Annotated in this window: 25 protein-coding genes; 11 read left to right on the forward strand and 14 right to left on the reverse strand. The window is 61.2% G+C overall.

Features of this window, described 5'->3' with window-relative positions:
- Positions 1–55: 55 nt before the first annotated feature.
- From OX460_RS19890 to OX460_RS19900, 3 genes are all read right to left on the reverse strand, one after another.
- Positions 56–1,843 (reverse strand): IlvD/Edd family dehydratase, encoded by a 1,788-nt coding sequence (locus OX460_RS19890; RefSeq protein ID WP_289899668.1) that lies wholly within the window; start codon positions 1,841–1,843, stop codon positions 56–58.
- Positions 1,840–2,607, reverse strand: a complete 768-nt coding sequence (locus tag OX460_RS19895; protein ID WP_289899669.1) for an SDR family oxidoreductase — start codon at positions 2,605–2,607, stop codon at positions 1,840–1,842. The genes OX460_RS19890 and OX460_RS19895 overlap by 4 nt, the downstream gene beginning before the upstream one ends.
- A gap of 168 nt (positions 2,608–2,775) precedes the next feature.
- On the reverse strand, positions 2,776–3,936 hold the full coding sequence (locus OX460_RS19900) for a fumarylacetoacetate hydrolase family protein (RefSeq protein WP_289899670.1): 1,161 nt from the start codon (positions 3,934–3,936) through the stop codon (positions 2,776–2,778).
- Between the two features lie 102 nt (positions 3,937–4,038).
- Between OX460_RS19900 and OX460_RS19905 the strand changes: the two genes are divergently transcribed.
- The 4 genes from OX460_RS19905 (at position 4,039) to mmsB (ending at position 8,246) form a co-directional block, all read left to right on the forward strand.
- Positions 4,039–4,317, forward strand: coding sequence for a hypothetical protein (locus OX460_RS19905; RefSeq protein ID WP_289899671.1), 279 nt, complete (start codon positions 4,039–4,041; stop codon positions 4,315–4,317).
- On the forward strand, positions 4,314–5,390 hold the full coding sequence (gene chvE / locus OX460_RS19910) for a multiple monosaccharide ABC transporter substrate-binding protein (RefSeq protein ID WP_289899672.1): 1,077 nt from the start codon (positions 4,314–4,316) through the stop codon (positions 5,388–5,390). Before OX460_RS19905 ends, chvE begins: the two co-directional genes overlap by 4 nt.
- Before the next feature lie 113 nt (positions 5,391–5,503).
- Positions 5,504–7,045, forward strand: coding sequence for a multiple monosaccharide ABC transporter ATP-binding protein (gene mmsA, locus OX460_RS19915; RefSeq protein WP_289899673.1), 1,542 nt, complete (start codon positions 5,504–5,506; stop codon positions 7,043–7,045).
- The gene (gene mmsB / locus OX460_RS19920) at positions 7,035–8,246 is read left to right on the forward strand and encodes a multiple monosaccharide ABC transporter permease (RefSeq protein WP_289899674.1); all 1,212 of its coding nucleotides are present in this window, start codon (positions 7,035–7,037) and stop codon (positions 8,244–8,246) included. Before mmsA ends, mmsB begins: the two co-directional genes overlap by 11 nt.
- A gap of 63 nt (positions 8,247–8,309) precedes the next feature.
- On the opposite strand, the gene OX460_RS19925 is transcribed toward mmsB, so the two are convergent.
- Complete coding sequence (locus OX460_RS19925; RefSeq protein ID WP_289899675.1) at positions 8,310–9,941, reverse strand: NAD(P)-binding protein; 1,632 nt, start codon at positions 9,939–9,941, stop codon at positions 8,310–8,312.
- Positions 9,941–11,452, reverse strand: a complete 1,512-nt coding sequence (locus tag OX460_RS19930; protein WP_289899676.1) for a polyamine aminopropyltransferase — start codon at positions 11,450–11,452, stop codon at positions 9,941–9,943. The genes OX460_RS19925 and OX460_RS19930 overlap by 1 nt, the downstream gene beginning before the upstream one ends.
- Before the next feature lie 60 nt (positions 11,453–11,512).
- Here OX460_RS19930 and OX460_RS19935 point away from each other — a divergent pair, with 60 nt between their 5' ends.
- The 7 genes from OX460_RS19935 (at position 11,513) to rsgA (ending at position 16,923) form a co-directional block, all read left to right on the forward strand.
- Positions 11,513–11,899: a DUF350 domain-containing protein gene (locus OX460_RS19935; RefSeq protein ID WP_034783828.1), complete on the forward strand. Its 387-nt coding sequence runs from the start codon at positions 11,513–11,515 to the stop codon at positions 11,897–11,899.
- Positions 11,900–11,926: 27 nt separating this feature from the next.
- A complete protein-coding gene (locus OX460_RS19940; protein WP_289899677.1) occupies positions 11,927–12,937 on the forward strand; it encodes an SPFH domain-containing protein in 1,011 nt (336 codons plus the stop codon).
- Between the two features lie 20 nt (positions 12,938–12,957).
- A complete protein-coding gene (locus tag OX460_RS19945) occupies positions 12,958–14,421 on the forward strand; it encodes a DUF4178 domain-containing protein (protein WP_289899678.1) in 1,464 nt (487 codons plus the stop codon).
- On the forward strand, positions 14,418–14,588 hold the full coding sequence (locus OX460_RS19950; protein WP_157814714.1) for a hypothetical protein: 171 nt from the start codon (positions 14,418–14,420) through the stop codon (positions 14,586–14,588). Before OX460_RS19945 ends, OX460_RS19950 begins: the two co-directional genes overlap by 4 nt.
- A 2-nt stretch (positions 14,589–14,590) precedes the next feature.
- Positions 14,591–14,962 (forward strand): adenosylmethionine decarboxylase, encoded by a 372-nt coding sequence (gene speD / locus OX460_RS19955; protein WP_289899679.1) that lies wholly within the window; start codon positions 14,591–14,593, stop codon positions 14,960–14,962.
- Between the two features lie 63 nt (positions 14,963–15,025).
- On the forward strand, positions 15,026–15,580 hold the full coding sequence (locus tag OX460_RS19960; protein ID WP_099665942.1) for a hypothetical protein: 555 nt from the start codon (positions 15,026–15,028) through the stop codon (positions 15,578–15,580).
- Positions 15,581–15,855: 275 nt separating this feature from the next.
- Complete coding sequence (gene rsgA, locus OX460_RS19965) at positions 15,856–16,923, forward strand: ribosome small subunit-dependent GTPase A (RefSeq protein WP_289899680.1); 1,068 nt, start codon at positions 15,856–15,858, stop codon at positions 16,921–16,923.
- Positions 16,924–16,982: 59 nt separating this feature from the next.
- On the opposite strand, the gene OX460_RS19970 is transcribed toward rsgA, so the two are convergent.
- From OX460_RS19970 to OX460_RS20010, 9 genes are all read right to left on the reverse strand, one after another.
- Entirely contained in the window at positions 16,983–17,402 is a 420-nt protein-coding gene (locus OX460_RS19970; RefSeq protein ID WP_077398374.1) for a F0F1 ATP synthase subunit epsilon, read from the reverse strand.
- A gap of 62 nt (positions 17,403–17,464) precedes the next feature.
- A complete protein-coding gene (gene atpD, locus OX460_RS19975) occupies positions 17,465–18,865 on the reverse strand; it encodes a F0F1 ATP synthase subunit beta (RefSeq protein WP_034752705.1) in 1,401 nt (466 codons plus the stop codon).
- 29 nt (positions 18,866–18,894) lie between these two features.
- Entirely contained in the window at positions 18,895–19,770 is an 876-nt protein-coding gene (gene atpG, locus OX460_RS19980) for a F0F1 ATP synthase subunit gamma (RefSeq protein ID WP_034783836.1), read from the reverse strand.
- 63 nt (positions 19,771–19,833) lie between these two features.
- Positions 19,834–21,375 carry a F0F1 ATP synthase subunit alpha gene (gene atpA, locus OX460_RS19985; protein ID WP_034752701.1) on the reverse strand — a complete coding sequence of 514 codons (1,542 nt, stop codon included), beginning with the start codon at positions 21,373–21,375 and terminating at the stop codon, positions 19,834–19,836.
- 78 nt (positions 21,376–21,453) lie between these two features.
- Entirely contained in the window at positions 21,454–21,999 is a 546-nt protein-coding gene (locus OX460_RS19990; RefSeq protein WP_034752699.1) for a F0F1 ATP synthase subunit delta, read from the reverse strand.
- Between the two features lie 2 nt (positions 22,000–22,001).
- On the reverse strand, positions 22,002–22,472 hold the full coding sequence (locus tag OX460_RS19995) for a F0F1 ATP synthase subunit B (protein WP_034752697.1): 471 nt from the start codon (positions 22,470–22,472) through the stop codon (positions 22,002–22,004).
- Positions 22,473–22,515: 43 nt separating this feature from the next.
- Complete coding sequence (gene atpE / locus OX460_RS20000) at positions 22,516–22,794, reverse strand: F0F1 ATP synthase subunit C (protein ID WP_034752695.1); 279 nt, start codon at positions 22,792–22,794, stop codon at positions 22,516–22,518.
- 59 nt (positions 22,795–22,853) lie between these two features.
- Positions 22,854–23,663, reverse strand: coding sequence for a F0F1 ATP synthase subunit A (gene atpB, locus OX460_RS20005; RefSeq protein ID WP_046681851.1), 810 nt, complete (start codon positions 23,661–23,663; stop codon positions 22,854–22,856).
- 51 nt (positions 23,664–23,714) lie between these two features.
- Positions 23,715–24,083 carry an ATP synthase subunit I gene (locus tag OX460_RS20010; RefSeq protein ID WP_035823464.1) on the reverse strand — a complete coding sequence of 123 codons (369 nt, stop codon included), beginning with the start codon at positions 24,081–24,083 and terminating at the stop codon, positions 23,715–23,717.
- Positions 24,084–24,173: the final 90 nt, after the last annotated feature.

Consider the following 24,173-nt stretch of genomic DNA (forward strand, 5'->3'; position numbering starts at 1 on the left):
CCTTGTGGATTTTATTAACAACGTTTTTTCACTACGGGTGTTGCGGCTTCAAAAATCAATGGTTATGGCGTGGCAGGGTCTGTCCCACGGCGCGGTATTTCAACGCCAGCTCCATGCAGGCGCCCGTTTCCAGCTGGCCCACGCTGGCGCGGTAGAGCTCCTGCCATGGCGTGGCGCTGTCGTTGACGGGCGGCGGCAGCTCTTTGGCGCGGCGCGCCAGCTCAAACGCATCGACCAGCATGTCGCAGCTGCCCCCGTTCAAGTCCACGCGGATCATGTCGCCCGTGCGCAGCAGCGCCAGGCCGCCTCCCACGGCGCTTTCCGGCGAGGCGTTCAAAATCGAGGGACTGTCCGAGGTGCCCGACTGGCGCCCGTCACCCAGGGTCGGCAGATTCAAAATGCCGGCCTTCAGCAAGGTGTCCGGCGGCTGCATGTTGACCACTTCGGCAGAACCGGGCCAGCCGACAGGGCCGGCGCCGCGCATGACCAGCATGCAGCTGTCGTCGATATTGAGCGTCGGGTCGTTGATGCGTGCGTGGTAATCGTTTGAACCGTCAAAGACGATGGCGCGCACCTCGAATACGCCTTCGCTGCCGGGGCGCGACAGGTAGCGCTCGCGAAAAGCGGGCGAGATCACGCTGGTCTTCATGATGGCGAAGTCGAACAGGTTGCCCTGCAATGCCATGAAACCGGCCTTTTCCTTCAGCGGCGCGGCAAATGGACAGATCATCTCGCGGTCCGCGCTCTCGCGCCCCACCAGGTTGGCCGCCATCGTCTGGCCCGTGACGGTCGGGCGCTCGGCGTGCAGCAAACCCGCGTTGAGCAACTCCCACATCACGGCCGGCACGCCGCCGGCGCGATGGAAGCGCTCTCCCAAATACTTCCCGGCCGGCTGCATGTTCAACAGCAGCGGCACGTCGTAGCCGTGCTCCATCCAGTCGCTCGAATGCAATGCCACGCCCGCATGGCGCGCCATGGCCATCAGGTGCGGCTGGGCGTTGGTGGAGCCGCCGATAGCCGCATTGACGATGATGGCGTCCAAAAACGCCTCGCGCGTGAGGATGCTCGACGGGCGCACGTCGTCATGTGCCATGCCGACGATGCGGCGCCCCGTTTCATAGGCGATCTGACCCCGCTCGCGGTACGGCGCGGGGATGGCCGAGCAGCCCGTCAGGGACATGCCCAGCGCCTCGGCCAGCGCATTCATGGTTGATGCCGTGCCCATGGTGTTGCAGTGGCCGGCCGACGGCGCCGAGGCGGCAGCGATCTGCAGGAATTTGTCGTTGTCGATCAAGCCGGCGGACAGCTGGCGGCGGCCTTTCCAGATGGCCGCGCCGGAACCCACCAATTCACCGTCCATCCAGCCGTCGAGCATGGGGCCGCCCGACAGCACGATGGCGGGAATGTCCACCGTGGCGGCGGCCATCAATTGCGCCGGCGTCGTCTTGTCGCAACCCGTCGTCAGCACCACGGCGTCGATCGGGTAGCCATGCAGGATTTCCACCAGGCCCAGATATGACAGGTTGCGGTCCAGCGCGGCCGTGGGACGGCGGCAGTTTTCAAAGATCGGATGCAGCGGGAATTCCATCGGGATGCCGCCCGCGTCGCGGATGCCGTCGCGCACGCGCTGGGCCAGTTCCAGGTGAATGCGGTTGCACGGGCTGATATCGCTGCCGCTTTGCGCAATGCCGATGATGGGCCGGCCCGAACGCAGCTCCTCTGCCGTGATGCCGTAGTTCATGAAGCGCTCCAGGTACAGCGCCGTCATGTCGATATGGTCGGGATTGTCGAACCAGTCCTGCGAGCGGAAGCGCCGCGCCTGGCGATTGTTTGGGGTGCTCATGCGCCGTACCAGCCTGCGTCGACGTAGTATTCGCGTCCGGCGCACTTGGCCGCGTTGTCCGACGCGAGGAACAGCGCCAGCGCCGCCACGTCTTCCGGCTCCACGCGCGTCTGCAGGCATTGGCCCTGCAGGATCACGGCTTCCGCCTCCGGCGTATGCCACAGTTTTTCCTGGCGCGGCGTGCGCACGGCGCCGGGAATGATGCAATTGACGCGGATACCGTCGACGCCGAGGTCGCGCGCCAGGCCGCGCGTCAGGCCCTCGATGCCAGCTTTCGCCGTCATGTAGATCGACAGGCGCGCTTGCGCCAGGTGCCAGGAAATCGAGCCCAGGTTGAGGATCACGCCGCAGCCCTTGGCGCGCATGGCCGGCGCCACGGCCTGGGCGCAGAAATACTGGTGGCGCAGGTTGACGGCAATGCGCTCGTCCCAGTAGGCGGGCGTGACGTCCTGCAGCTGGTGGCGGTCGTCATTGGCCGCGTTGTTGACGAGGATATCCGTGGCGCCCGCGCTGTGCTCGATCTCGGCGAAGGTGGCGGCCAGAGCGGCCAGGTCCGTCAAGTCGCAATAGCGGAACACGGGCGGCTGCGGCAGGTGCGCCAGCTTTTCCTGCAGCGCCAGCGACGCCTCGCGGGCGATGTCGAGGAAGGTGACGTGGGCGCCCTGGCGCGCGAACGCCTCGACGATGGCCACGCCGATGCCGGTGCCGCCGCCCGTGATGACGACGCGCTGACCTGCCAGGCTAGGGTAGATTGCATGTTGCATGGTGTCTCTCTTTTTAGGAACGCATAACCAAACCTACTGCGCGTCGAGATTTGCGGCCTCCGATGCTCACTGACTCGGCGTCCCCGTGCATACGCACAGCTCCGCTTCTCAGCCACAACTCTCATCCGCTCGCTACGGTTTTGTTAAGCGTTCTTAGTTAATAAATAATCAAAGTGAACCGCGTTGGGCCAGGTTCTGGTACAGCGCGCGCACGCCGAACGTCCAGGGAGGGATCGCATCGCAGCGCTGCACTTCGTTGACCAGCGCGCCCAGCGCGGCGCTGGCAATCGTCACCCGGTCGCCCAGGTGGTGCGTAAAGCCGCCGCCCTGCGCGCCGCGGTCCTTCACGGGCGAGAACATGGTCCCCAGGAACAGCATGAAGCCGTCCGGATACTGGTGGTACTGGCCTGCCGTCTGGCGCACCAGGTCCAGCGGATCGCGGCTGATCTCGCGCATGAAGCTGGCGCCTTCGAGCACAAAGCCGTCGTCCGCGCCTTCGATCAGCAACGACACTTCCGCCTGGCGCACGGTGTCGAGCGTGAAGTGTTCGTCGAACAGGCGGATGAAGGGGCCGATGGCGCAGGAACCGTTGTTATCCTTGGCCTTGCCCAGCAAGAGGGCGCTGCGCCCTTCGATATCGCGCAGGTTGACGTCATTGCCCAAGGTCGCTCCCAGCACCTCGCCGCGGCTGTTGACGGCCAGGACGATCTCCGGCTCCGGGTTGTTCCAGGCAGACGACGGCAGCAAGCCCACCTGCGCGCCGCAACCCACCGACGACATCGGCTGCGCCTTGGTAAACACTTCCGCATCGGGGCCGATGCCCACTTCCATGTACTGCGACCAGGCGCCGCGCTGCTGCAACTGCTGTTTCAGGCGCCGCGCCGCATCCGAGCCAGGCTTCAATGCGGACAGGTCGCCGCCCAGAGTCATTTGCAGGGCGGCGCGCAGGCTCGCCGCACGCGCCGCATCGCCACCGGCCTGTTCCTCGATCACCCGTTCGAGCAGGCTGACGGCGAAGGTCACGCCGCAGGCCTTGACGGCCTGCAGGTCGCACGGCGCCAGCAGCAATGGCTGGCTGGCCGGCGCGGCCAGCGCCTGCTCCAGCAGCGCCTGCACGGGGCCGAGGGCGATACCGGGCGCATGGCGGGCGATATCGAGCGCATCGCCGCGTTCGAACAGCTCGGCCACGGTCGCCACCGTCTGCGTGATGTCGACCACCTCGCCGCCACGCACGGCGACGACGCAGGGGCCGTCACGCCAGATGCGGCCGATGAGGAGGGCCTGCGCCAAGTCGGCAGGCAACAGGGAGGCGGGAGAAATCGGCTGCATGGCAAGCTTTCAAAAGGTCGGGACGGGATGGCTGGTCTTCAAGTTCGGACCGATTCTGCGCGCCGCCCTGTGTCGCCGCAATTACGAAAATCACCAAATTGAATGATGATTATTGGTATTGCAGCGCACCAAAAAAAGCCGCCGCCCGGCCCCCTTTCCAGCCCTGGCTGCACGGCGGGAATGGGTCGCATGGCGCATTGCATCAATCCGCTTATCGATACCGTTTTGGATATCACCGATGTGAAAAAAGTGATTGGTGAGGGATGGATGGACAAACTAGTATCAGCCGTGGCCTGCAATCGGCCATCCGCACGGAGCCCGCCCACTGGGACGACGGCCCTGGCACATTCAACTATCGATGACGGTGGAGACCTGAAATGAAAACAACAATGAAAATGCTGACCGCGAGCCTGGCGCTGGCCATCTCCGGCATGGCGGTAATGCCTTTGGCAAGCGCCGCCGACAAGGGCGCGATCGGCATCTCGATGCCGACCAAGTCGTCCATGCGCTGGATCGCCGACGGCGACAACATGGTCAAGGTATTCAAGGAGCGCGGCTACAAGACGGACTTGCAGTTTGCCGACGACGATATCCCGAACCAGCTGGCGCAGGTGGAAAACATGATCACCAAGGGCGCCAAGGTGCTGGTGATCGCCGCCATCGACGGCACCACCCTGTCGAACGTGCTGCAAAAGGCGGCCGACAAGGGCATCAAGGTCATTTCGTATGACCGCCTGATCCGCGGCACGAAAAACATCGATTACTACGCCACCTTCGACAACTTTCAGGTCGGCGTGCTGCAAGCGGGCTATATCGAATCGGCGCTGAAACTCAAGGAAGGCAAGGGCCCGTTCAACATCGAGCTGTTCGGCGGCTCGGCTGACGACAACAACGCGCACTTCTTCTACAACGGCGCGCTGTCGGTGCTGAAACCGTACATCGACAGCGGCAAGCTGGTGGTGCGCTCGAAACAGATGGGCATGGAAAAGGTCGCCACCCTGCGCTGGGACGGCGCCGTGGCGCAAGCGCGCATGGACAACCTGCTCAGCGCCTACTACGGCAATGCGCGCGTCGACGCGGTGCTGTCGCCGTATGACGGCTTGAGCATCGGCATCCTGTCCTCGCTCAAGGGCGTCGGCTACGGCACGCCGAAACAGCCGTTCCCCGTCGTGACGGGCCAGGATGCGGAAATCCCGTCGGTGAAATCGATCATCCGCGGCGAACAGGCATCGACCGTGTTCAAGGACACGCGCGAACTGGCCAAGGTGACGGCGAACATGGTCGACGCGATGATGAGCGGCAAGACGCCGACCGTCAACGATACCAAGACCTATAACAACGGTATCAAGGTGGTGCCATCGTACCTGTTGAAACCGGTCACCGTCGACAAGGCGAACTGGAAGCAAGTGCTCGTCACCGGCAGCGGCTACTACACGGAAGCGCAAGTGAAATAAGCATCGACGGTACTGAAGGCCCGGCGCTGCCGGGCCTTTCGCTTCATGCACGATCAAGAACAAGACTGCCGCACGACCGGCGCCGACCAGCGCGGCCGTGCCAGAGAGGTTATATGACGAACACTATCCTGGAAATGCGCGGGATACGCAAAACATTCCCGGGCGTCGTTGCGCTCGACAATGTCAACCTGCGGGTACGCAGCGGCGAGATCCACGCCATCGTCGGCGAAAACGGTGCCGGCAAATCCACACTGATGAAAGTGCTGAGCGGCGTCTACGGCCATGGCAGCTATACGGGCGACATCGATTACCTGGGTCAGACGCGGCACTTCCGCGGCATCAAGGACAGCGAAGAAATCGGCATCATCATCATCCACCAGGAACTGGCGCTGGTGCCCCAGTTGTCGATCGCCGAGAATATCTTCCTCGGCAACGAGCCGGCCCGCATGGGCGTCATCGACTGGGAATACGCGCAAGCGAAGACGCGCGAACTGCTGCACAAAGTCGGCCTGAAAGAGTCACCGGACACCCTGATCACCAACCTGGGCGTGGGCAAGCAGCAGCTGATCGAGATCGCCAAGGCGCTGTGCAAGGATGTCAAGCTGCTGATCCTCGACGAGCCGACGGCCAGCCTGAACGAAAGCGACAGCGCAGCCTTGCTCGACCTGCTGCTGGGCCTGAAAGCGCAGGGCATCGCCTCCATCCTGATCTCGCACAAGCTCAATGAAATCTCGCGGGTCGCCGATGCCATCACGGTGCTGCGCGACGGGAACACGGTCGACAGCTTCGACTGCCGCGTGGAGCCCGTCAGCGAAGACCGCATCATCGAAAAAATGGTCGGGCGCGAGATGGCCGACCGCTATCCGCCGCGCACGCCCACCATCGGCGAGACCATTTTCGAAGTGCGCGACTGGCGCGTTTTCCATCCGGAGCATGCCGACCGCCCCGTCATCAAGGGCATCAACATGCACGCCAAAAAGGGCGAGATCATCGGCATCGCCGGCTTGATGGGCTCCGGGCGCACGGAACTGGCTATGAGCCTCTTCGGGCGCGCCTACGGACAGCGCATCAGCGGCACGGTGCTGAAGAACGGCCAGGAGATCGACGTCAGCACCATCGGCAAGGCGATCGCGCACGGCCTTGCGTATGTCACGGAAGACCGCAAGGGCCTGGGCCTGATCCTCGAGGAAGACATCCAGAAGAACACCAGCCTGGCCAACCTGGACGCAATTTCGAAGCGCATGGTGATCGACGAGCAGCGTGAATTCAGCGTGGCCGAGGAGTTCCGCCGCAAGCTCAAGACCCGTTGCTCGAGCGTGGCGCAGAAAGTGGTCAACCTGTCCGGCGGCAACCAGCAGAAAGTGGTGCTGGCGAAGTGGCTGTTTTCGCGCCCCGACATCCTGATCCTCGATGAACCGAGCCGCGGCATCGACGTGGGCGCCAAGTACGAGATCTACAGCATCATCAGCGAGCTGGCCGCCGAAGGCAAATGCATCATCATGATTTCGTCGGAAATGCCGGAATTATTGGGCATGTGCGACCGGATCTATGTCATGAACGAAGGCCGCTTCGCGGCAGAACTGAGCGCGGCAGAAGCATCGCAGGAGCGAATCATGCGCGCGATCGTTACACACGGAGAAAACAATGGACAATAAATTGACAGCAGGCGCGCCAGCAACGCCAGCCGCGGCGCCGCAAGCGAAAAGCTATGCCGGTTTTTTGAAGAACAATATGCGCGACTACGGCATGCTGCTTTCCCTGATCGTCATCATGGGCTTTTTCCAGTACATGACCGATGGCACCCTGATGCAGCCGCTCAACCTGACGAACCTGGTGCTGCAAAATAGCTACATCGTCATCATGGCGCTCGGCATGCTGATGGTCATCGTGGCCGGCCATATCGATTTGTCCGTCGGCTCGGTGGTCGGCTTCGTCGGCGCGCTGGCCGCCGTCCTGATCGTCAACTACCACATGCATTTTGTCGCCGCCAGCATCCTCTGCCTGCTGGCCGGCGCCGTCATCGGCGGCGCGCAAGGCTATTTCGTCGCCTTCTTCAAAATCCCGTCCTTCATCGTCACCCTGGCCGGCATGCTGGTATTCAAGGGCCTGACCCTGGCACTGCTGGCTGGCCAGTCGGTCGGCCCTTTCCCGGAAGGCTTCCAGATGCTCAGCTCGGGCTTCCTGCCCGACCCGTTCGGCGGTGAAAACCTGCGTGGCTTTTCCCTGCTGCTGGGCGTGATCGCCGCAGCGGCGCTGATCATCACCTCGCTGCGCAGCCGCGCCAAGCAACTGAAACACGGCATGGAAAACGAGCCGCGCGCCTTCTTCCTGCTGAAAAATGCCATCTTCGCTGCCGTGATGGTGTATTTCAGCTACCTGCTGGCGTCGTACCGCGGCTTTCCCAACGTGCTGGCCGTGATGTCGCTGCTCATCGTCGCCTACACCTTCATTACCAACCGCACCGTGCTGGGCCGCCGCGTGTATGCGGTGGGCGGCAACGAGAAAGCGGCGCGCCTGTCCGGCATCAAGACGGAACGGGTCAGCTTCTACACCTTCGTCAACATGGGCATGCTGGCCGCACTGGCCGGCCTGATCTTCGCGGCGCGCCTGAACACGGCCACGCCAAAGGCGGGCACGGGCTTCGAGCTGGACGTGATCGCCGCCTGCTTCATCGGCGGCGCCTCGGCTTCGGGCGGCGTTGGCAAGGTGATGGGAGCCGTCATCGGCGCCTTCATCATGGGCGTGATGAACAACGGCATGTCCATCATGGGCATCGGGATCGACTACCAGCAGGTGATCAAGGGCCTGGTGCTGCTGGCGGCCGTGTTCATCGACGTCATTAATAAAAATAAATGAGAAGAACAAGGAAGCACAGGTTCGAGCCTTAGGGGGCTCTGGCCGGCGTTCGCGCCGGCCTTTTTATTTAGCCGCCAGGCGCGCCGCACGATCCCCCCACCACGCCGCCTCCTCGAACACGGAAAAGCCCGACAAGTCGGCATGCGCAAACAGAATCGCGCCATCGTGCTCGCGCAGCGCCTTCAAGCCCGCATTACTGCGAAATCCCGGCAACGGTGCGGCCATGGCGTGGCCGCGCACGGTGATGTCGACCCGCTCGACGCAGCTGGCAAAGTCGCGCCCATACGCCGTCTTCAAATCGACGCTGGCCAGCGCCAGCAATTGCTCGGGCGTGGCTACATCTAACCATTTGCGCGCTTCCTGCGGCGTGCGGTCGGACAGGGCCACGTAGGCGCTGAAGACGGTTTTCTCGGGCGGACGCACGCGGATATCCTGGTGGGTCGAGACGACGTAGCCGAGGCCCGGCTCCTGATACACCACGTTGTCCCAGCACAGGGGCGCATGCGGCAGTTCGTCGGGAAAGCGTTTCAGTAAAAAATTCGCCACCAGCCACGGCGCATACGCGGGCGTATCGCGCTTCGCGTCAAAGCCATAGTCGGCGATGTTGTTCACCACGCGCGCCGCCACGAACAAAGGCATGGCGCAGATGGCCTTGCGCGCCTTGACCAAGTAAGTGCGCGGCTGGCCGTCGACCAGTTCCAGGCACAGCGCTTCCACGCCCTTGTCCGTCGTCCGCACGGAAACCACCGTACCCGCATGACGTTTGACACCCGACGCCTGCTCCATCGCCGTGGCCACGGGCTGCATGCCGCCCGGCCAGGTCAGCCAGGCGCCATTGCCCGCATTCGCAGCCTGGCCCCAGCGGCTGCAGTAGTAGTGCAGGCCGGCCCAGGCCGAGACCTGGTCGTAGCGCGTGCCGTAGTCGTCGCGGCAGCAGTAATTCAGATACCAGTGCAGGGTGGGCGAGGTATAGCCTTCGCGCTCCATCCATTGCTTCAAGGTGATGGTGTCGAGCGCCTGCCAGGCCGGGTCTCGCGACGATGCCACTGTCGGGAACACGAAGACACGCTTGCCATCATTGCCATGCGCCTGGCGCAGGCGCCGCACCTCGGCAAAGAAGCGCTCGTGCTGCGCCAGTTCTTCGGCAGAAACGCCTTCGGTGGGAATGAAGCCATCCTGCCAGTGGCCGTTGAACAGCAGGCGCTCTTCCGGCGCGTGCAGGATGTAGCGCTCGTCGTAAGTCGGCTTTTCCGCCTGCGGATCGCGCTGGATGATGCCCAGGTCGAACAGGATTTCCCGCACATGCGTCGATTCGGGCGAAGGCAGCGGCAGATAATGGCCACCTGTCGGATAGGCCAGGTCGCCGAACTGCCCACCGGCCGCGTTGCCATACGGCTGCGGGCCATCGATCATGAGGAAGTCCTTGTGTCCCAGCTTGTTCAGGCGCCAGGCCGCCGTCAGGCCGGCGATGCCGGAGCCGAGGATCGCCACGTCGGTGGTGACGGTTGCCGAAGGCGCCGGCAGCGCCGCGCGCTCGCGCAGCAGCTTGCGCAAATAATGCCCCTCGCTGCGGCCCGGGTACAGCACCCTGGGCGTGATTTCCTGCCAGCGCAGATACGCGGCGATGCTGCCGATGCCAGCGGCTGCCGCCGCCGTGCCGCCGGCGGCCCACAGCATGAAGGAACGGCGCTGCATCAGCGGATCACCCGGTTCCAGTCCTGCTCGAATTCATGCACGAGCGACTGGGTATTCAGGCGATTCGGCGCCATCGGCAGCGGCTGCATATCGGGCGGGAAGATGAACATCTCGCGCGTGGTGTCCGCGTTCAGGTAGCGCATAGGCAGGCGGTAGGTCGTCGGCGGTGTGTAGTCAAGCTGGGGCGAGGCCAGGATAAACCCCCATTCGCCGAACGAGGGCACGTAAGCGTGATACGGCCAGGTGCGCATGCCCACTTCGCGCAGGGTCGAATTGATGGTCCAGTAGGCGTGCGGGGCAAAGAACGGCGACGTCGATTGCACCACCATCAGTCCCTTGGCCGCCAGATGCTTTTTCACCAGGTCGTAGAACGGCACCGAGTACAGTTTGCCGAGCGCGAAGCTGGACGGATCGGGGAAATCGACGATGGCCGCGTCGAACATATCGCCGTTGTTGCGCAGCCAGACGGCGGCATCGGCATTGACGACGGTAACCCGCTTGTCCGAGAACGAATTGTTATTCAGCTTTGCCAGTTCCGGGCGCGTGGTAAACGCGGCCGTCATGGCAGGGTCGAGGTCGACGACGGTGACGTGTTCGACGTGGGGATAACGCAGGATTTCGCGCAGGGCCAGGCCATCGCCACCGCCCAGCACCAGCACGCGGCGCGCCCACGGCAACGCTTCCAGCACGGGGTGCACCAGCGCTTCGTGGTAGCGGTACTCGTCGCGCGAGGAAAACTGCAGGTTGCCATTGATGTACAGCCGCGTATCGTCCTTCCAGCGCGTGATCACCAGGCGCTGGTAGGGCGTGGTGGTGGAATACACGATCTGGTCGCCGAACAGGCCGTGTTCGCCCCAGGCCACCATGCGGTCCGACATGGCAAAGCCGGCGATCAGCAACAGCATCACGGCACAGGCGCGCAGCAAACGTCCTGTGAGATTTTTCAGCTCAGCGCGGAACACATAAATGCTCCACAGGCCCACGCCCACATTGAGCATGCCGAACAGGAAGCCCGTGCGCACCAGGCCCAGGTACGGCGACAGCACCAGCGGGAACAGCAGGGACACGGCCAGCGCGCCCAGGTAATCGAATGTCAGCACGCGGCTGACCAGTTCAGAAAATTCCGTCTGACGCGTGTTCAGGGCGCGCATCACCAGCGGCACTTCCATGCCGACCAGTGCGCCGATCAGGAACACCATCACATACAATAAGGTGCGAAATGGCACGGCCATCCACGAAAAGGTCATGAACAGGATGGCAGCCGACAGGCCACCGATCAAGCCCACGGCCAGTTCGATGTCGACGAAGCGCGAAAGCACGTCATCGTCCTTTACATACTTTGAAAAGTGAGCGCCCACACCCATAGCGAACAGGTAGCAGCCAATGATGGTGGAAAACTGCAGGATGGAGTCGCCGAGCAGGTAGCTGGACATGGCGCCGGCAATCAGCTCATACGCGAGGCCGCAGGAAGCGACCACGAAGACGGACAAAATCAGAATCTTTTTGTTCATGGGACTTTTTTTGTTCTAATATGCGTTGACGTTATCAAATACTCATTTGTGAGGAATGCCGTGCCCGCCATCCTAAACTATCTGATCCATCTTTTACTGGCCGCCGGGCTGCTGATTGTATTTTTTATCATCTACACGCGCGTCACGCCGTATAACGAAGTGCTGCTGATCCGCCAGGGCAATCAGGCCGCGGCCCTGTCGCTGGGCGGCGCCATGCTGGGTTTTTCCGCCACCATCGCCTCGTCCCTGATGCATACGGCCGACTATCAGCAGTTCTTCGCCTGGGCCTTCGGCGCCATGGTGGTGCAATTGCTGGCCTATGTGGTCACCACGCGCCTGCTGCGCATGTCGAAGGACCAGATCGAATCGAACAACAGCGCTTTCGGCGGCCTGCTGGCCGCCATTTCCCTGTCGATCGGCGCCATCAACGCCGCCTGCATTTCCTGACGTTTTACCTCATTCAAGGACACCATCATGAGCCTCGGCAGCTTTATCAAGAAGCAGTTTATCGACGTACTGCAGTGGAACGAAGAGACGGAAGGCGTGCTGGCCTGGCGTTTTCCCATGCAGGATTTCGAGATCCAGAACGGCGCCATCCTGAATGTGCGCGAATCGCAAGTGGCCGTCTTCGTCAATGAAGGCAAGATCGCCGACGTCTTCGGTCCCGGCACGCACAAGCTGACGACACAGACCTTGCCGCTGCTGACCAACCTGAAAAACTGGGACAAGCTGTTCGATTCACCGTTCAAGTCGGACGTGTATTACTTCAGCACCCGCGTGCAGACTGGCCGCAAGTGGGGCACGCCGCAGCCGATCACCATCCGCGACAAGGATTTCGACATGATCCGCGTGCGCGCCTTCGGCATGTATTCGTACCGCATCGCCGACGCCCGCACCTTCTTCACCGAGATCAGCGGCACGCGCGAAGTCTATACGCGCGACGAAGTGGAAGATCAATTGCGCGGCATTCTGATGTCGAGCATGGCCAGCTCGCTGGGCGGCGCGAATGTCCCCTTCCTCGACATGGCGGCCAACCAGGCGCTGATGGCGCAGGAAGTCAAGGATGGCCTGGCGCAGGCATTCGCCCGCTATGGCGTGGGTCTCGATGAATTCAATGTGGCCAGCATCAGCCTGCCCGAGGAATTGCAGGCGGCGCTCGACGAGCGCATCTCCGCCGGCATGAAGGGTGGCCTGGGCGCCGACAAGATGAGCGGCTACACGAAATTCCAGGTGGCCAATGCGATCCCGCTGGCGGCGCAGAACGAAGGCGGCATGGCCGGCATCGGCGCGGGACTGGGCGCCGGGCTGTCGATCGGCCAGGTGATGGCGCAAAGCATGGGCGGAGCGCTACAGCAGCCGGCCCCCGCGGAAGAACCGATCGAGGCGCGCCTGGAAAAACTCAAAGGCCTGCTCGACAAGGGGCTCATCTCGCCGGCCGACTACGACGGCGCCAAGGCTGAACTGCTGAAAAAACTGATCGGCTGATTAGGGCGAAATACGACTGCATGCAAACTGTTTCCTGTCCCAGCTGCGGCGCGGAAGTGCATTTCCGCTCGCACGCTTCCGTGCTCGCCGTATGCGAGTACTGCCACAGCACCATTCTCAAGGACGCCGACTCGGTCAAAGATCTCGGCAAGATGTCGGCCGTCCTCGAGGATTACTCGCCGATCCAGGTCGGCACGGCCGGCGTGCACGATGGCGTGCACTTCACCGTCGTCGGGCGCATCCAGCAGCGCTACAGCGCCGGCACGTGGAACGAGTGGTATCTGCTGTTCGACGACGCCAGCACGGCGTGGCTGGGCGACTCGTCCGGCCTGTACACGCTGACGCGCGAGCGCGGCACGCAAGCTGCCCTGCCCGTCTTTGGCGAGCTGGCGCCGGGCAGGCGCTACACGATTTGCGGCGAACCGTACACGGCCGCCGAGATCCGCAGCGCCGAATGCATCGCCGGCCAGGGAGAATTACCGTTCAAGGTGGGCGCCGGCTGGCGCATCCAGGTGGCGGACTTCCGCAACTACGCCAGCTTTGTCACGCTCGACTACACGGATGGCCCGCAACCGGTCGTCTACCAGGGCGTCGCCGTCACCCTGGACGGCTTACAGTGCCAGCTGCTGCGCGACGACGAGGCCATCGCCAAAAGCGCCGGCAAGTACCGCGGCAAGCTCGATGCGCTCGACTGCCCCTCCTGCGGCAGCGGCATCCAATATGTGCCGGGTGCGGCGGCGCAGCTCGTGTGTCCCGCCTGCCATGCGCAGCTCGACGCCAGCGGTCCGGAAGCGCAGGTGCTGGCCATCGGCAAGCAGGTGCACGACAACGCCGACATCACGCTGGAGCTGGGTGCCAGCGCGAAGATCAGCAATGTGGATTTCACGGTGATCGGCATGATGCGCCGCGCCGACGACGAAGGCAGCGAGTGGAACGAATACCTGCTGTATGGCGCGCGCGCCGGCTTCTTCTGGCTGGTGGAAACGGACGATGGCTGGTCGCGCTCGAACGTGTTGCCGAACTGGCCCAACTGGGCGTCATTGGACGCCGATACCTGCACGCTCGATGGTGCCACCTACCGCAAGCTGTATGACTACGGCTCGCAAGTCGTGTACGCGGCGGGCGCCTTCAACTGGAAGGTGGCCGTCGGAGACAGCACGCGCGTGTTTGAATTCAAGCAAGGGCAGACCAAACTGGCGGCAGAGCTCACCGGCGAGGAAATGACCTGGTCGCGCTCCGCGCCCGTCGCCCATGACCAGATGGCCGCCTGGTTCGGCGCCGCCTTCCATGGCGACGCCAACGTGCAGAATATCCAGCTCAGTCATCGCGGCATCGCCAAGGTCTTCATCGTCATCGTGCTGGTCCTGAATGCGATCCCCATGTTTGTCTCGTTCTCCAGCACCCTGATGTGGAGTTTGCTGGGCTGCCTGGCGCTGTTCCTGCCGGCCGCTTTTCTCGACAAGAATGCAAAGAATCCCCCATGAGTAAATACGTGATCTACGCCCTGATGGTGACCTTCAGTGTCACCGCCGCCAACTGGGTGCGCATGTTCAAGGTAGCCGGCAGTAGCAGCGGCAGCAGCTGGAGTTCGCGCACGGGCAGCGGCGGCGGCAGCTATGGCGGCGGCTCCAGCGGCGGCAGCCACAAATAAGCATGACAGCCACACCGCATCTGCCCCTGGGCACCCATTTGCTGGCCGATCTGTCGGGCATCGCACCGGAACGCCTGCGCGACTGCACCGCGCTCGAGCGCCTGTTGCGTGACGCGGCAGTCGCGGCCGGCGCCCAGGTGCTACACAGCCATTTCCACAGCTTTGGCGCGGGCCAGGGCGTCACGGGCGTGGTACTGCTGGCCGAATCACACATCTCCATCCACACCTGGCCCGAATGCGGCTTTGCCGCCGTCGACATCTTCATGTGCGGCGCGGCCCGGCCGCAACTGGCGCTGGACGCCATCAAGGATGCGTTGCAGGCGGCGCACTGCCAGCTGCAATCCGTGCGGCGCGCGCCACCCGGGCATTCCTAGCGCCGCTGGTGGATCGCGGGGGGATCGCTTACACTGTCGGCTGATCCTCCAACCATGACTCCCATGCGCCGTTCCGCCCTCCTTGCCCTGCCCCTGCTGCTGCTGGTTTCAGCCTGCAACGACTACACGGCGCCCAGCCTGTACCAGGCCACCACGCCCGAGTGCAAGACGTGGACGGAGGGTTCACGCTTCGAGCTGCCGCGCGGTATCAGCGTGTATGCCACACCGCCCGTCACTCTGAAGGATGGCGGCACGGAGCTGGCGCTGATTTTTACTCTTCCCATCGGCACGCAAGCCAGTTTTACGCGCCTGTCCTTCCTGCTGGAAGAACCAAAACAGCAGCCCTTCGCCGAAGCCAAGGTGCTGACCATCTACCAGCGCGGCATGAACCGCAAGGCGGAAATCGTCGACGTCATCGAGCAGCTGCCCATCATGTTTTCCGCCGTCGGTTCGAGCGCCGAAACCCAGTGGCGATTGCGGCTGCAACTGCCACGCCAGCTGCCGCAGCGTTTCGATCTGTCCATGCCTGACATGCTCGTCGGCGGCAAGCGCTACCCCGTGCGCACCTTTACCTACCGCTATTTCCCCGAGCGCAGCGCCTACGGCATGTGCAGCTGAACCACGCCATCCATTGACGGCGGCGCGTGCCGCTGGCACACTGGCGTTTTCCCTCACACAACAGGAGTAGACAACATGCGCCATTCGGATACTGCCGTGCTGTCGGCTGCCTGATCACGGTCTTTCCCCGCTAAGACCCTTAGCCCGCCATTGCCCATACGCGTGATCGCGTAGCCGACTTCCCTTTCTTTCGTGCCAGTCATCGCGACTGGCGGTGCCTGCACGCGCAGGCTTCATGTCCGTATGCGGACGACAGAATTTGGAATCACGCTACCATGATCGCATTCGATTTTGCGCAACTACGCCTTATCGGGCTGCAGCAGGCCATCGCCGGCGCAGCCACCCAACTCGACTTATCTTCCCCTGCCGCACAACTGCTGCGCGTGAGTGCCGTCCACCGCGACAGCCTTCTCGTGCACGACGGCACCCGGGAACACCCGGCACAGGTCCTGCCGCGCCTGTTGCACGAGCTGCTGGCGCAAGACACCGTCCTCACGGTCGGCGACTGGGTCGCCGCCGAACACGATGCTCACGGCGCGCTGTGGATAACGGCGCACTTATCCCCAGTCACGCAAATCGCCCGGCGCGGCAACGACGGCCGGCGCCAGGTACTGGCCAGCAATGTCGATACGGCCCTGCTGGTGATGGGACTGGACGGGGATTTTAATCCGCGCCGCCTGGAACGCTATCTGGCCATCGTGCTGGCGGCCCAGGTCAGCCCCGTGGTGGTGCTGAGCAAGGCCGACGTGGCCGACGACGTGCCGGGCAAGCTGGCGCAGCTCAAACAGCGCCTGCCGCCCCACGTGCCCCTGTTTGCCATCGATACGCGCCATGCGTATGACGTGGCCATCCTGGAACCCTGGCTGCGTGCCGGTCAGACCCTGGTGCTGCTCGGTTCATCGGGCGCCGGCAAGTCCAGCCTGACCAATACCCTGTCGGCGGCGCAACAGGCAACCAATGGCGTGCGCCATGGCGATGGGCGCGGACGGCATACGACGACGGCGCGCTCGCTGCACCTGTGCGCCAGCGGCGCCTGCATCATCGATACGCCGGGCTTGCGCAGCTGGCAGGCCGACGCCGATGCGCAGACCCTGGCGGCCACCTTCGACGACATCGCGGCGCTGGCGGCGACGTGCCAGTTCCGCGACTGCCAGCACGCCAGCGAACCAGGCTGCCAGGTGCGCGGCGCCGTCGATGCAGATCGCCTGCGCAATTATCACAAGCTGCTGCGCGACGCCCGGCGCGGCGAGGAAACGCCGCTCGAGCGCATCGCCGCGCGCGCCAGGTGGAAGACGATATTGAAGGCGGGGCAGGAAAGGAGCAGGCAGAAGCGCCAGGAATAACCGTCAAAGCATAAAAAAAGGCAGCCCGAAGGCTGCCTTTCTTGTTGCTGGCTCGCTGATTACAGCTTGCGCAGCTTCTGGATCGCTGCCAGCTGCGCAATCGCGCTGGCCAGCTCGGCTTGCGCTTGCGCGTAGTCGATGCCCGAATCCTTGTTGTGGATATTTTCTTCCGCCAACTTCTTCGCTTCCAGCGCTTTCGCTTCGTCGAGGTCGTGACCGCGGATGGCGGTATCGGCCAGGACGGTCACGGTATCCGGTTGCACTTCCAGCAGGCCGCCGGCAACGAAGACGAACTCTTCTTCAGCCTGGCCGACTACCTTGATGCGGACCGCGCCCGGACGGATGCGGGTAATCAAAGGCGTGTGGCGTGGGTAGATACCCAGCTCGCCCTGTTCACCCGGCAACGCGACGAATTCTGCTTCGCCTGAAAAAATCAGTTCTTCAGCGGAAACCACGTCAACGTGAATTGTGTGTGCCATGTGTGTCCTATCGGGTTGAAGAACCCCGCCGTGTAACGGGCGGGGTTAGGCCCAGACTTAACTTAGTTAAGTTTCTTGGCTTTTTCGATTGCTTCTTCGATCGTGCCGACCATGTAGAACGCTTGTTCCGGCAGGTGATCGAGTTCGCCCGAAGCGATCATTTTGAAGCCCTTGATCGTGTCTTTGAGCGAAACGTATTTACCAGGCGCGCCGGTAAAGACTTCAGCGACGTGGAAAGGCTGCGACAGGAAACGCTGCATCTTACGTGCGCGGGCGACCAGCAGTTTGTCTTCCGGTGCCAGCTCGTCCATACCCAGAATCGCGATAATGTCGCGCAATTCCTTGTAGCGTTGCAGGGTCGTTTGCACGGCACGCGCGGTGTCATAGTGCTCTTGACCAACGATCAACGGATCCAGCTGACGCGAGGTCGAATCCAGTGGGTCCACGGCTGGGTAGATACCCAGGGAAGCGATGTCACGCGACAGCGCAACGGTCGAATCCAAGTGAGCAAACGTGGTAGCAGGCGACGGATCGGTGTAATCATCGGCTGGAACGTAGACGGCCTGGATCGAGGTGATCGAACCGGTCTTGGTCGACGTGATACGCTCTTGCAGACGGCCCATTTCTTCCGCCAGGGTCGGTTGGTAACCCACAGCCGATGGCATACGGCCCAGCAGTGCCGATACTTCGGTACCGGCCAGCGTGAAGCGGTAGATGTTGTCGACGAAGAACAGAACGTCCTTGCCTTCATCACGGAACGATTCAGCGATCGTCAGGCCGGTCAGCGCGACACGCAGACGGTTACCTGGCGGTTCATTCATCTGACCGTAGACCATCGCCACTTTGGAGTTCTCTGGGTTTTCCAGATCGACCACTTTCGCGTCAGCCATCTCGTGGTAGAAGTCGTTACCTTCACGGGTACGCTCACCAACGCCGGCAAACACGGACACGCCGCTGTGTGCCTTGGCGATGTTGTTAATCAGTTCCATCATGTTCACGGTCTTGCCTACGCCAGCGCCGCCGAACAAACCAACTTTACCGCCTTTTGCAAACGGGCACACCAGGTCGATCACCTTGATGCCGGTTTCCAGCAGTTCTTGCGATGGCGACAGTTCGTCGTATGCAGGAGCGGTGCGGTGGATCGACGCGATCTGCTCGTGCGACACAGGGCCGCATTCGTCGATCGGGTTGCCCAGCACGTCCATGATGCGACCCAGGGTTGCTTTACCGACTGGCACCATGATAGGTTTGCCGGTGTTCTGGATCATCATGCCGCGACGCAGGCCATCGGACGAGCCGAGTGCAATGGTACGGACAATGCCGTCGCCCAACTGCTGTTGTACTTCCAGGGTCAGTTCCGAGCCTGCCATCTTCAAGGCATCAAATACCTTAGGCATCGCGTTGCGGGGAAACTCAACGTCCACCACAGCGCCGATACACTGAACGATTTTGCCATCAGCCATGTTCGTTCCTTCAATATAGTTAAATTCGTTTAAACCGCAGCCGCACCGGCGACGATTTCGGAGAGTTCTTTGGTAATCGCAGCTTGACGGGTCTTGTTGTAGATCAGCTTCAATTCGCCGATCACACTACCCGCGTTGTCGCTTGCAGCTTTCATCGCGACCATCCGTGCCGATTGCTCGGACGCCAGATTCTCCGCGACTGCCTGGTACACCAGCGCTTCTACATAGCGCTCCAGCAATTCGTCGATCACGCTTTGCGCGTCCGGCTCGTAGATGTAATCCCACGAGTGGGCGCCCTTGTCGGCGACCATCTTGTCGGCCGTCAGGGGCAGCAATTGCTCCACGACTGGTTCCTGTTTCATCGTGTTGATGAATTTGGTGTAGCACAGGTACACTGCATCGATCTTGCCTGCCTGGAACTCTTCGAGCATGACCTTGACGGGTCCGATCAATTTGTCCAGGTGGGGCGTATCACCGGTTTGAATGGCGTGCGCAATGATCTTGACGCCGATGCGATTCAAAAAACCCAAACCCTTGTTACCGATGGCAACTGCTTCAACCCGGTTGCCAGCTGCTTCCAGCTCGCGCGACTTCGACGTCACCTGGCGCAGGATGTTGGTGTTCATGCCGCCGCACAGACCCTTGTCGGTCGTGACAACGATGAAACCCACTGCCTTCGCTTGCGTACCCTGGGCAGCTGCCAGGAACGGGTGCGTGTATTCCGGATTGGCGGTCGCCAGATTGGCGGCGATATTCCGAATCTTGTCACTGTAGGGACGGGCGGCCCGCATCCGGTCTTGCGCCTTGCGCATTTTGGACGCGGCGACCATTTCCATCGCCTTGGTGATCTTCTTCGTATTCTCTACGCTCTTGATCTTGCCTCGTATCTCTTTGCTTGATGCCATGAGTCCTTACTCCTTCTGCGCGTAGGGCGGCGCCTCACTCAAAGGTGGGCGCCGCCTGGCCGCTTAATATGCGCCGGATTTCTTGAAATCAGCAATGGCCGCCGACAGAGTTGCTTCGCTGTCTTTGTCGAGTTGCTTGGTTTCTTCGATCTTGGCCAGCAGAGCAGCTTGCTTGGTCTTCATGTAAGCGTGGACACCAGCTTCGAACGACAGCACTTGCTTGACTGGCACGTCGTCCATGAAGCCTTTGTTCACCGAGAACAGCGATACGGCCATCAGCGAGATCGACAGTGGCGAATATTGGGCTTGCTTGAGCAATTCCGTTACGCGCGCACCGCGGTCCAGCTGCTTGCGGGTCGATTCATCCAGGTCCGAAGCGAACTGCGCAAACGCGGCCAGTTCACGGTACTGCGCCAAGTCGGTACGGATACCGCCGGACAGGTTTTTGATGACCTTGGTCTGAGCGGCGCCACCGACGCGCGATACGGAAATACCGGCGTTAATTGCAGGACGGATACCGGCGTTGAACAGCGAGGTTTCCAGGAAGATCTGACCGTCGGTAATCGAAATCACGTTGGTTGGAACGAATGCGGACACGTCGCCAGCTTGCGTTTCAATGATCGGCAGTGCCGTCAGGGAACCGGTCTTGCCTTTGACGGCGCCGTCGGTGAACTTCTCGACGTAGTCGGCGTTCACGCGTGCTGCGCGTTCCAGCAGGCGGCTGTGCAGGTAGAACACGTCGCCTGGGTACGCTTCGCGACCTGGTGGACGGCGCAGCAGCAGCGAGATTTGACGGTATGCAACAGCTTGTTTGGACAGATCATCGTAGACGATCAGTGCATCTTCACCGCGGTCACGGAAGTATTCGCCCATGGCGCAACCGGAGTACGGCGAGATGTATTGCATAGCGGCCGATTCCGAAGCGGAAGCGGCGACAACGATGGTGTATTCCATCGCGCCGTGCTGTTCCAGCGAGCGCACGATGTTCTTGATCGACGAGGCTTTTTGGCCAATCGCGACGTAGATACATTTCATGCCCTGGCCTTTTTGATTGATGATCGCATCAATCGCCACAGCCGACTTGCCGGTTTGACGGTCGCCGATGATCAGTTCGCGCTGGCCGCGGCCAACTGGAACCATCGCATCGATCGACTTCAGGCCGGTTTGCATCGGTTGCGACACGGACTCGCGGGCGATCACGCCCGGAGCGATTTTTTCAATCGCGGCCGTCAGTTTGGTCTCGATGGCGCCTTTGCCGTCGATCGGCTGACCCAGCGCGTTGACAACGCGGCCGAGCAGCTCAGGACCGACTGGCACTTCCAGAATGCGGCCGGTGCATTTCACCGTGTCGCCTTCGGAGATGTGCTCGTAGGCACCCAGAATCACGGAACCGACGGAGTCGCGTTCCAGATTCATGGCCAGGCCAAACGTGTTGCCTGGGAATTCCAGCATCTCGCCTTGCATCACGTCCGACAAACCGTGGATGCGGCAGATACCGTCGGCGACGGAAATAACCGTGCCTTGATTACGCACTTCAGCGCCGCCGTCAAGACCTTGGATCCGGCTCTTGATCAACTCGCTGATTTCAGATGGGTTGAGTTGCATACTAACTCCTAAAAGTGTTTCTCTCAGCTTGCGCGAGGGGTAAGGGTCTGTCTAAGCTGGCCTGCCGAAGCGCGTGTCTTACGACACCAGTGCAGCGTGCAGTTGCTGCAGCTTGGCGCGCACCGAGGTGTCGAGCACTTGGTCGCCAACAACCACGCGCACGCCGCCGAGCAGCGATGGATCCACTGTGACGGCAGGGTTGAGCTTACGACTGAATTTCTTTTCCAGCGTTGCGACCAGCTCGGCCGTTTGGCCTTCGCTCAGATCGAAAGCGCTCGTGATCTCGGCGTCAGCCGCACCTTCCAGGCCATTTTTCAAGGCATGGAATTGCGCGCCGATTTCCGGCAGCAGGCTGATGCGGCCATTTTCGATCAACATCGTGACGAAGTTTTTCACTTCCTCATTGAGCGGCGATTTCAACAACGACAGGATGGTGGCGGCGACGTCGCTTTCCGAAACTTTCGGATTGCGCGCGTACGCCTGTACCTCGGGGTGGCTACCGATCTGTGCCAGTTCGGACACCAGTTCGGACCACGCCGCGAGGTTGCTTGACTCCTTACCAGCTTGGGCTACGCGGAACAAAGCTTCCGCGTAGGGACGGGCGACGGTTGCGAGTTCTGCCATGATTACAGCTCGACAGCAAGACGCTGCAACATTTCGGCGTGAGCCGTAGCGTTTACTTCACGCTTCAAGATCTGCTCGGCACCCTTGACAGCCAGGTCAGCCACCTGAGCGCGCAATTGTTCGCGTGCTTTCGACAGTTGCTGTTCGGCGTCCGACTGGGCTTGCGCAATGATACGCGCAGCTTCAGCTTGTGCATTTTGCTTGATCTCTTCAGCAACCAGCTGCGCGCGCTTTTCAGCGTCCGCAACGCGTTGCGACGCTTCTTCACGTGCACTGTTCAATGCCTCTTGCGCACGCTTTTCAGCGACTGCCATCGAAGCCTGACCTTGATCGGCCGCAGCCAATCCATCCGCGATTCGTTTGGCACGCTCATCCAGCGCGTTGTTCAGCGCTGGAAATACGAACTTCATCGAGAACCAGACCAACACCGCGAAGGTGATCATCTGGCCGATGAGCGACATATTGATGTCCATACCTTTGCTCCTAACTAAAAGTTTCTCCTAGGGTTGGAGCGAATTACTGAGCAACAGCCGTCAGAGCGGACAGGAACGGGTTAGCGAACGTGTACAGCAGAGCAACACCAACGCCGATCATCGAGATAGCATCCAGCAGACCAGCGATAACGAACAGTTTGGTTTGCAGTTGTGGCATCAGTTCTGGTTGACGTGCCGAAGCTTCCAGGAATTTGCCACCCAAGATAGCGAAGCCCAGAGCGGTGCCGATTGCGGCCAGGCCGATGATGATTGCTGCTGCCAGAACGGTCATGCTTTGTACTTGTGCGATCAGAGCTTGCATAAAATTCTCCTAAATTTAAAAACGAAAGATACTAAAAAAACAAAATATAAAGTTAATGATTAATGTTTCTCAACCGCAAGGCTCAGATACACAACCGTCAACGCCATAAACACAAAAGCTTGCAAAGTTACAATCAAGATATGGAAAATTGCCCATGGACCACCCAACGCCCACTGTGCCCACCAAGGCAACAACGCGATCAAGATGAAAATCAGTTCGCCGGCATACATATTGCCGAACAGTCGCAGCGACAGGGAGATCAGTTTTGCAACCAGCTCAACCATTTGCAGCAGGAAATTGACAGGTGCCAGGGCGATCGTGCCGATCAGGCCGCTCGCATGGAACGGTGCCGTGAACAGTTCCTTGATCCAGCCGCCCAGGCCCTTGGCCTTGATCGAGAAGGCGATCACGCACAGCACGACCGACAGCGACATGGCGAAGGTGTGGTTGACGTCGGCGGTCGGCACGGCGCGCAGTTTATGCACGCCAAACCAGCTCAAGATCTTCGGCAACAGGTCAACCGGCAGGAAGTCCATCGCGTTGAGCAACCAGACCCACACAAAAATAGTGATGGCCAGCGGCGCGATGACCTTGCTTTTCGCGTGGAAGGCCCCATTAATAGTGTCATTGACGATTTCCATGACCATTTCGACGAAGTTTTGCAACTTGCCAGGGACACCCGCCGTCGCGCGGCGCGACGCCATATAGAAAACAGCCAGGAAAACAAAGCCCAGAATGGCCGAAATCCAGAACGTATCCAGATTGATCATGCCGTCGGCACTTCTCAGGTGGGCCAGATGGTGACTGATGTATTCTGTGGCGTTGGCCGGGGCAGCATGGCCCGCTTCAATAGCGTGTTCTGTGGTCATAATGAATTTAGATTTGTCGTTTCAGAGCTCAACAGGCCCCAAAACCAATGATTAAACAGCGAGCAATGAAAACCAGTATGCTAAGGTTGCCACCGCGAAACCCAAGATCAGCCATAACCAGGCGGCCGACTGAAACAACACCAGTGCCAATATAAACAGCACCGCTGTGATAAATATTTTCACCACTTCTGCGCGCAAATGCGCCCGGAATGCCTTGTTGGCGTCGCTAGAACCGCGAACCACCAACAGGGCATACACCAGGCTACCGATGACTGCGATAGCGCCGCCGTATGCGGCGGACCAGCCTCTGACATTGCCACCGAAAAACAGGGTGACCGTGGCAAAGCTGATAGCGATTGCTAGCTGCAATGCAACTACTTTGTAGACTGGCTTGGCAATACTTTGTTGTGAATCACTCAATTGCCAAGTTCCCAGAAAAATCTACACACGCAAAGACACGGGATTATAGTTGGCTTTGATCTATAGAGTCAAACGTTGCTGCACCGCAGC

It is taken from the genome of Janthinobacterium sp. SUN033, from assembly GCF_030397595.1.
Classification (GTDB): Bacteria; Pseudomonadota; Gammaproteobacteria; order Burkholderiales; family Burkholderiaceae_D; genus Janthinobacterium; species Janthinobacterium kumbetense.

Bases quoted from the DNA above. Each gene is read 5' to 3' on its own strand.
- OX460_RS19890 (WP_289899668.1), bottom strand. From the start codon at position 1,843: ATGAGCACCCCAAACAATCGCCAGGCGCGGCGCTTCCGCTCGCAGGAC.
- OX460_RS19895 (WP_289899669.1), bottom strand. From the start codon at position 2,607: ATGCAACATGCAATCTACCCTAGCCTGGCAGGTCAGCGCGTCGTCATC.
- OX460_RS19900 (WP_289899670.1), bottom strand. From the start codon at position 3,936: ATGCAGCCGATTTCTCCCGCCTCCCTGTTGCCTGCCGACTTGGCGCAG.
- OX460_RS19905 (WP_289899671.1), top strand. From the start codon at position 4,039: ATGATGATTATTGGTATTGCAGCGCACCAAAAAAAGCCGCCGCCCGGC.
- chvE (WP_289899672.1), top strand. From the start codon at position 4,314: ATGAAAACAACAATGAAAATGCTGACCGCGAGCCTGGCGCTGGCCATC.
- mmsA (WP_289899673.1), top strand. From the start codon at position 5,504: ATGACGAACACTATCCTGGAAATGCGCGGGATACGCAAAACATTCCCG.
- mmsB (WP_289899674.1), top strand. From the start codon at position 7,035: ATGGACAATAAATTGACAGCAGGCGCGCCAGCAACGCCAGCCGCGGCG.
- OX460_RS19925 (WP_289899675.1), bottom strand. From the start codon at position 9,941: ATGCAGCGCCGTTCCTTCATGCTGTGGGCCGCCGGCGGCACGGCGGCG.
- OX460_RS19930 (WP_289899676.1), bottom strand. From the start codon at position 11,452: ATGAACAAAAAGATTCTGATTTTGTCCGTCTTCGTGGTCGCTTCCTGC.
- OX460_RS19940 (WP_289899677.1), top strand. From the start codon at position 11,927: ATGAGCCTCGGCAGCTTTATCAAGAAGCAGTTTATCGACGTACTGCAG.
- OX460_RS19945 (WP_289899678.1), top strand. From the start codon at position 12,958: ATGCAAACTGTTTCCTGTCCCAGCTGCGGCGCGGAAGTGCATTTCCGC.
- OX460_RS19950 (WP_157814714.1), top strand. From the start codon at position 14,418: ATGAGTAAATACGTGATCTACGCCCTGATGGTGACCTTCAGTGTCACC.
- speD (WP_289899679.1), top strand. From the start codon at position 14,591: ATGACAGCCACACCGCATCTGCCCCTGGGCACCCATTTGCTGGCCGAT.
- OX460_RS19960 (WP_099665942.1), top strand. From the start codon at position 15,026: ATGCGCCGTTCCGCCCTCCTTGCCCTGCCCCTGCTGCTGCTGGTTTCA.
- rsgA (WP_289899680.1), top strand. From the start codon at position 15,856: ATGATCGCATTCGATTTTGCGCAACTACGCCTTATCGGGCTGCAGCAG.
- OX460_RS19970 (WP_077398374.1), bottom strand. From the start codon at position 17,402: ATGGCACACACAATTCACGTTGACGTGGTTTCCGCTGAAGAACTGATT.
- atpD (WP_034752705.1), bottom strand. From the start codon at position 18,865: ATGGCTGATGGCAAAATCGTTCAGTGTATCGGCGCTGTGGTGGACGTT.
- atpG (WP_034783836.1), bottom strand. From the start codon at position 19,770: ATGGCATCAAGCAAAGAGATACGAGGCAAGATCAAGAGCGTAGAGAAT.
- atpA (WP_034752701.1), bottom strand. From the start codon at position 21,375: ATGCAACTCAACCCATCTGAAATCAGCGAGTTGATCAAGAGCCGGATC.
- OX460_RS19990 (WP_034752699.1), bottom strand. From the start codon at position 21,999: ATGGCAGAACTCGCAACCGTCGCCCGTCCCTACGCGGAAGCTTTGTTC.
- OX460_RS19995 (WP_034752697.1), bottom strand. From the start codon at position 22,472: ATGGACATCAATATGTCGCTCATCGGCCAGATGATCACCTTCGCGGTG.
- atpE (WP_034752695.1), bottom strand. From the start codon at position 22,794: ATGCAAGCTCTGATCGCACAAGTACAAAGCATGACCGTTCTGGCAGCA.
- atpB (WP_046681851.1), bottom strand. From the start codon at position 23,663: ATGACCACAGAACACGCTATTGAAGCGGGCCATGCTGCCCCGGCCAAC.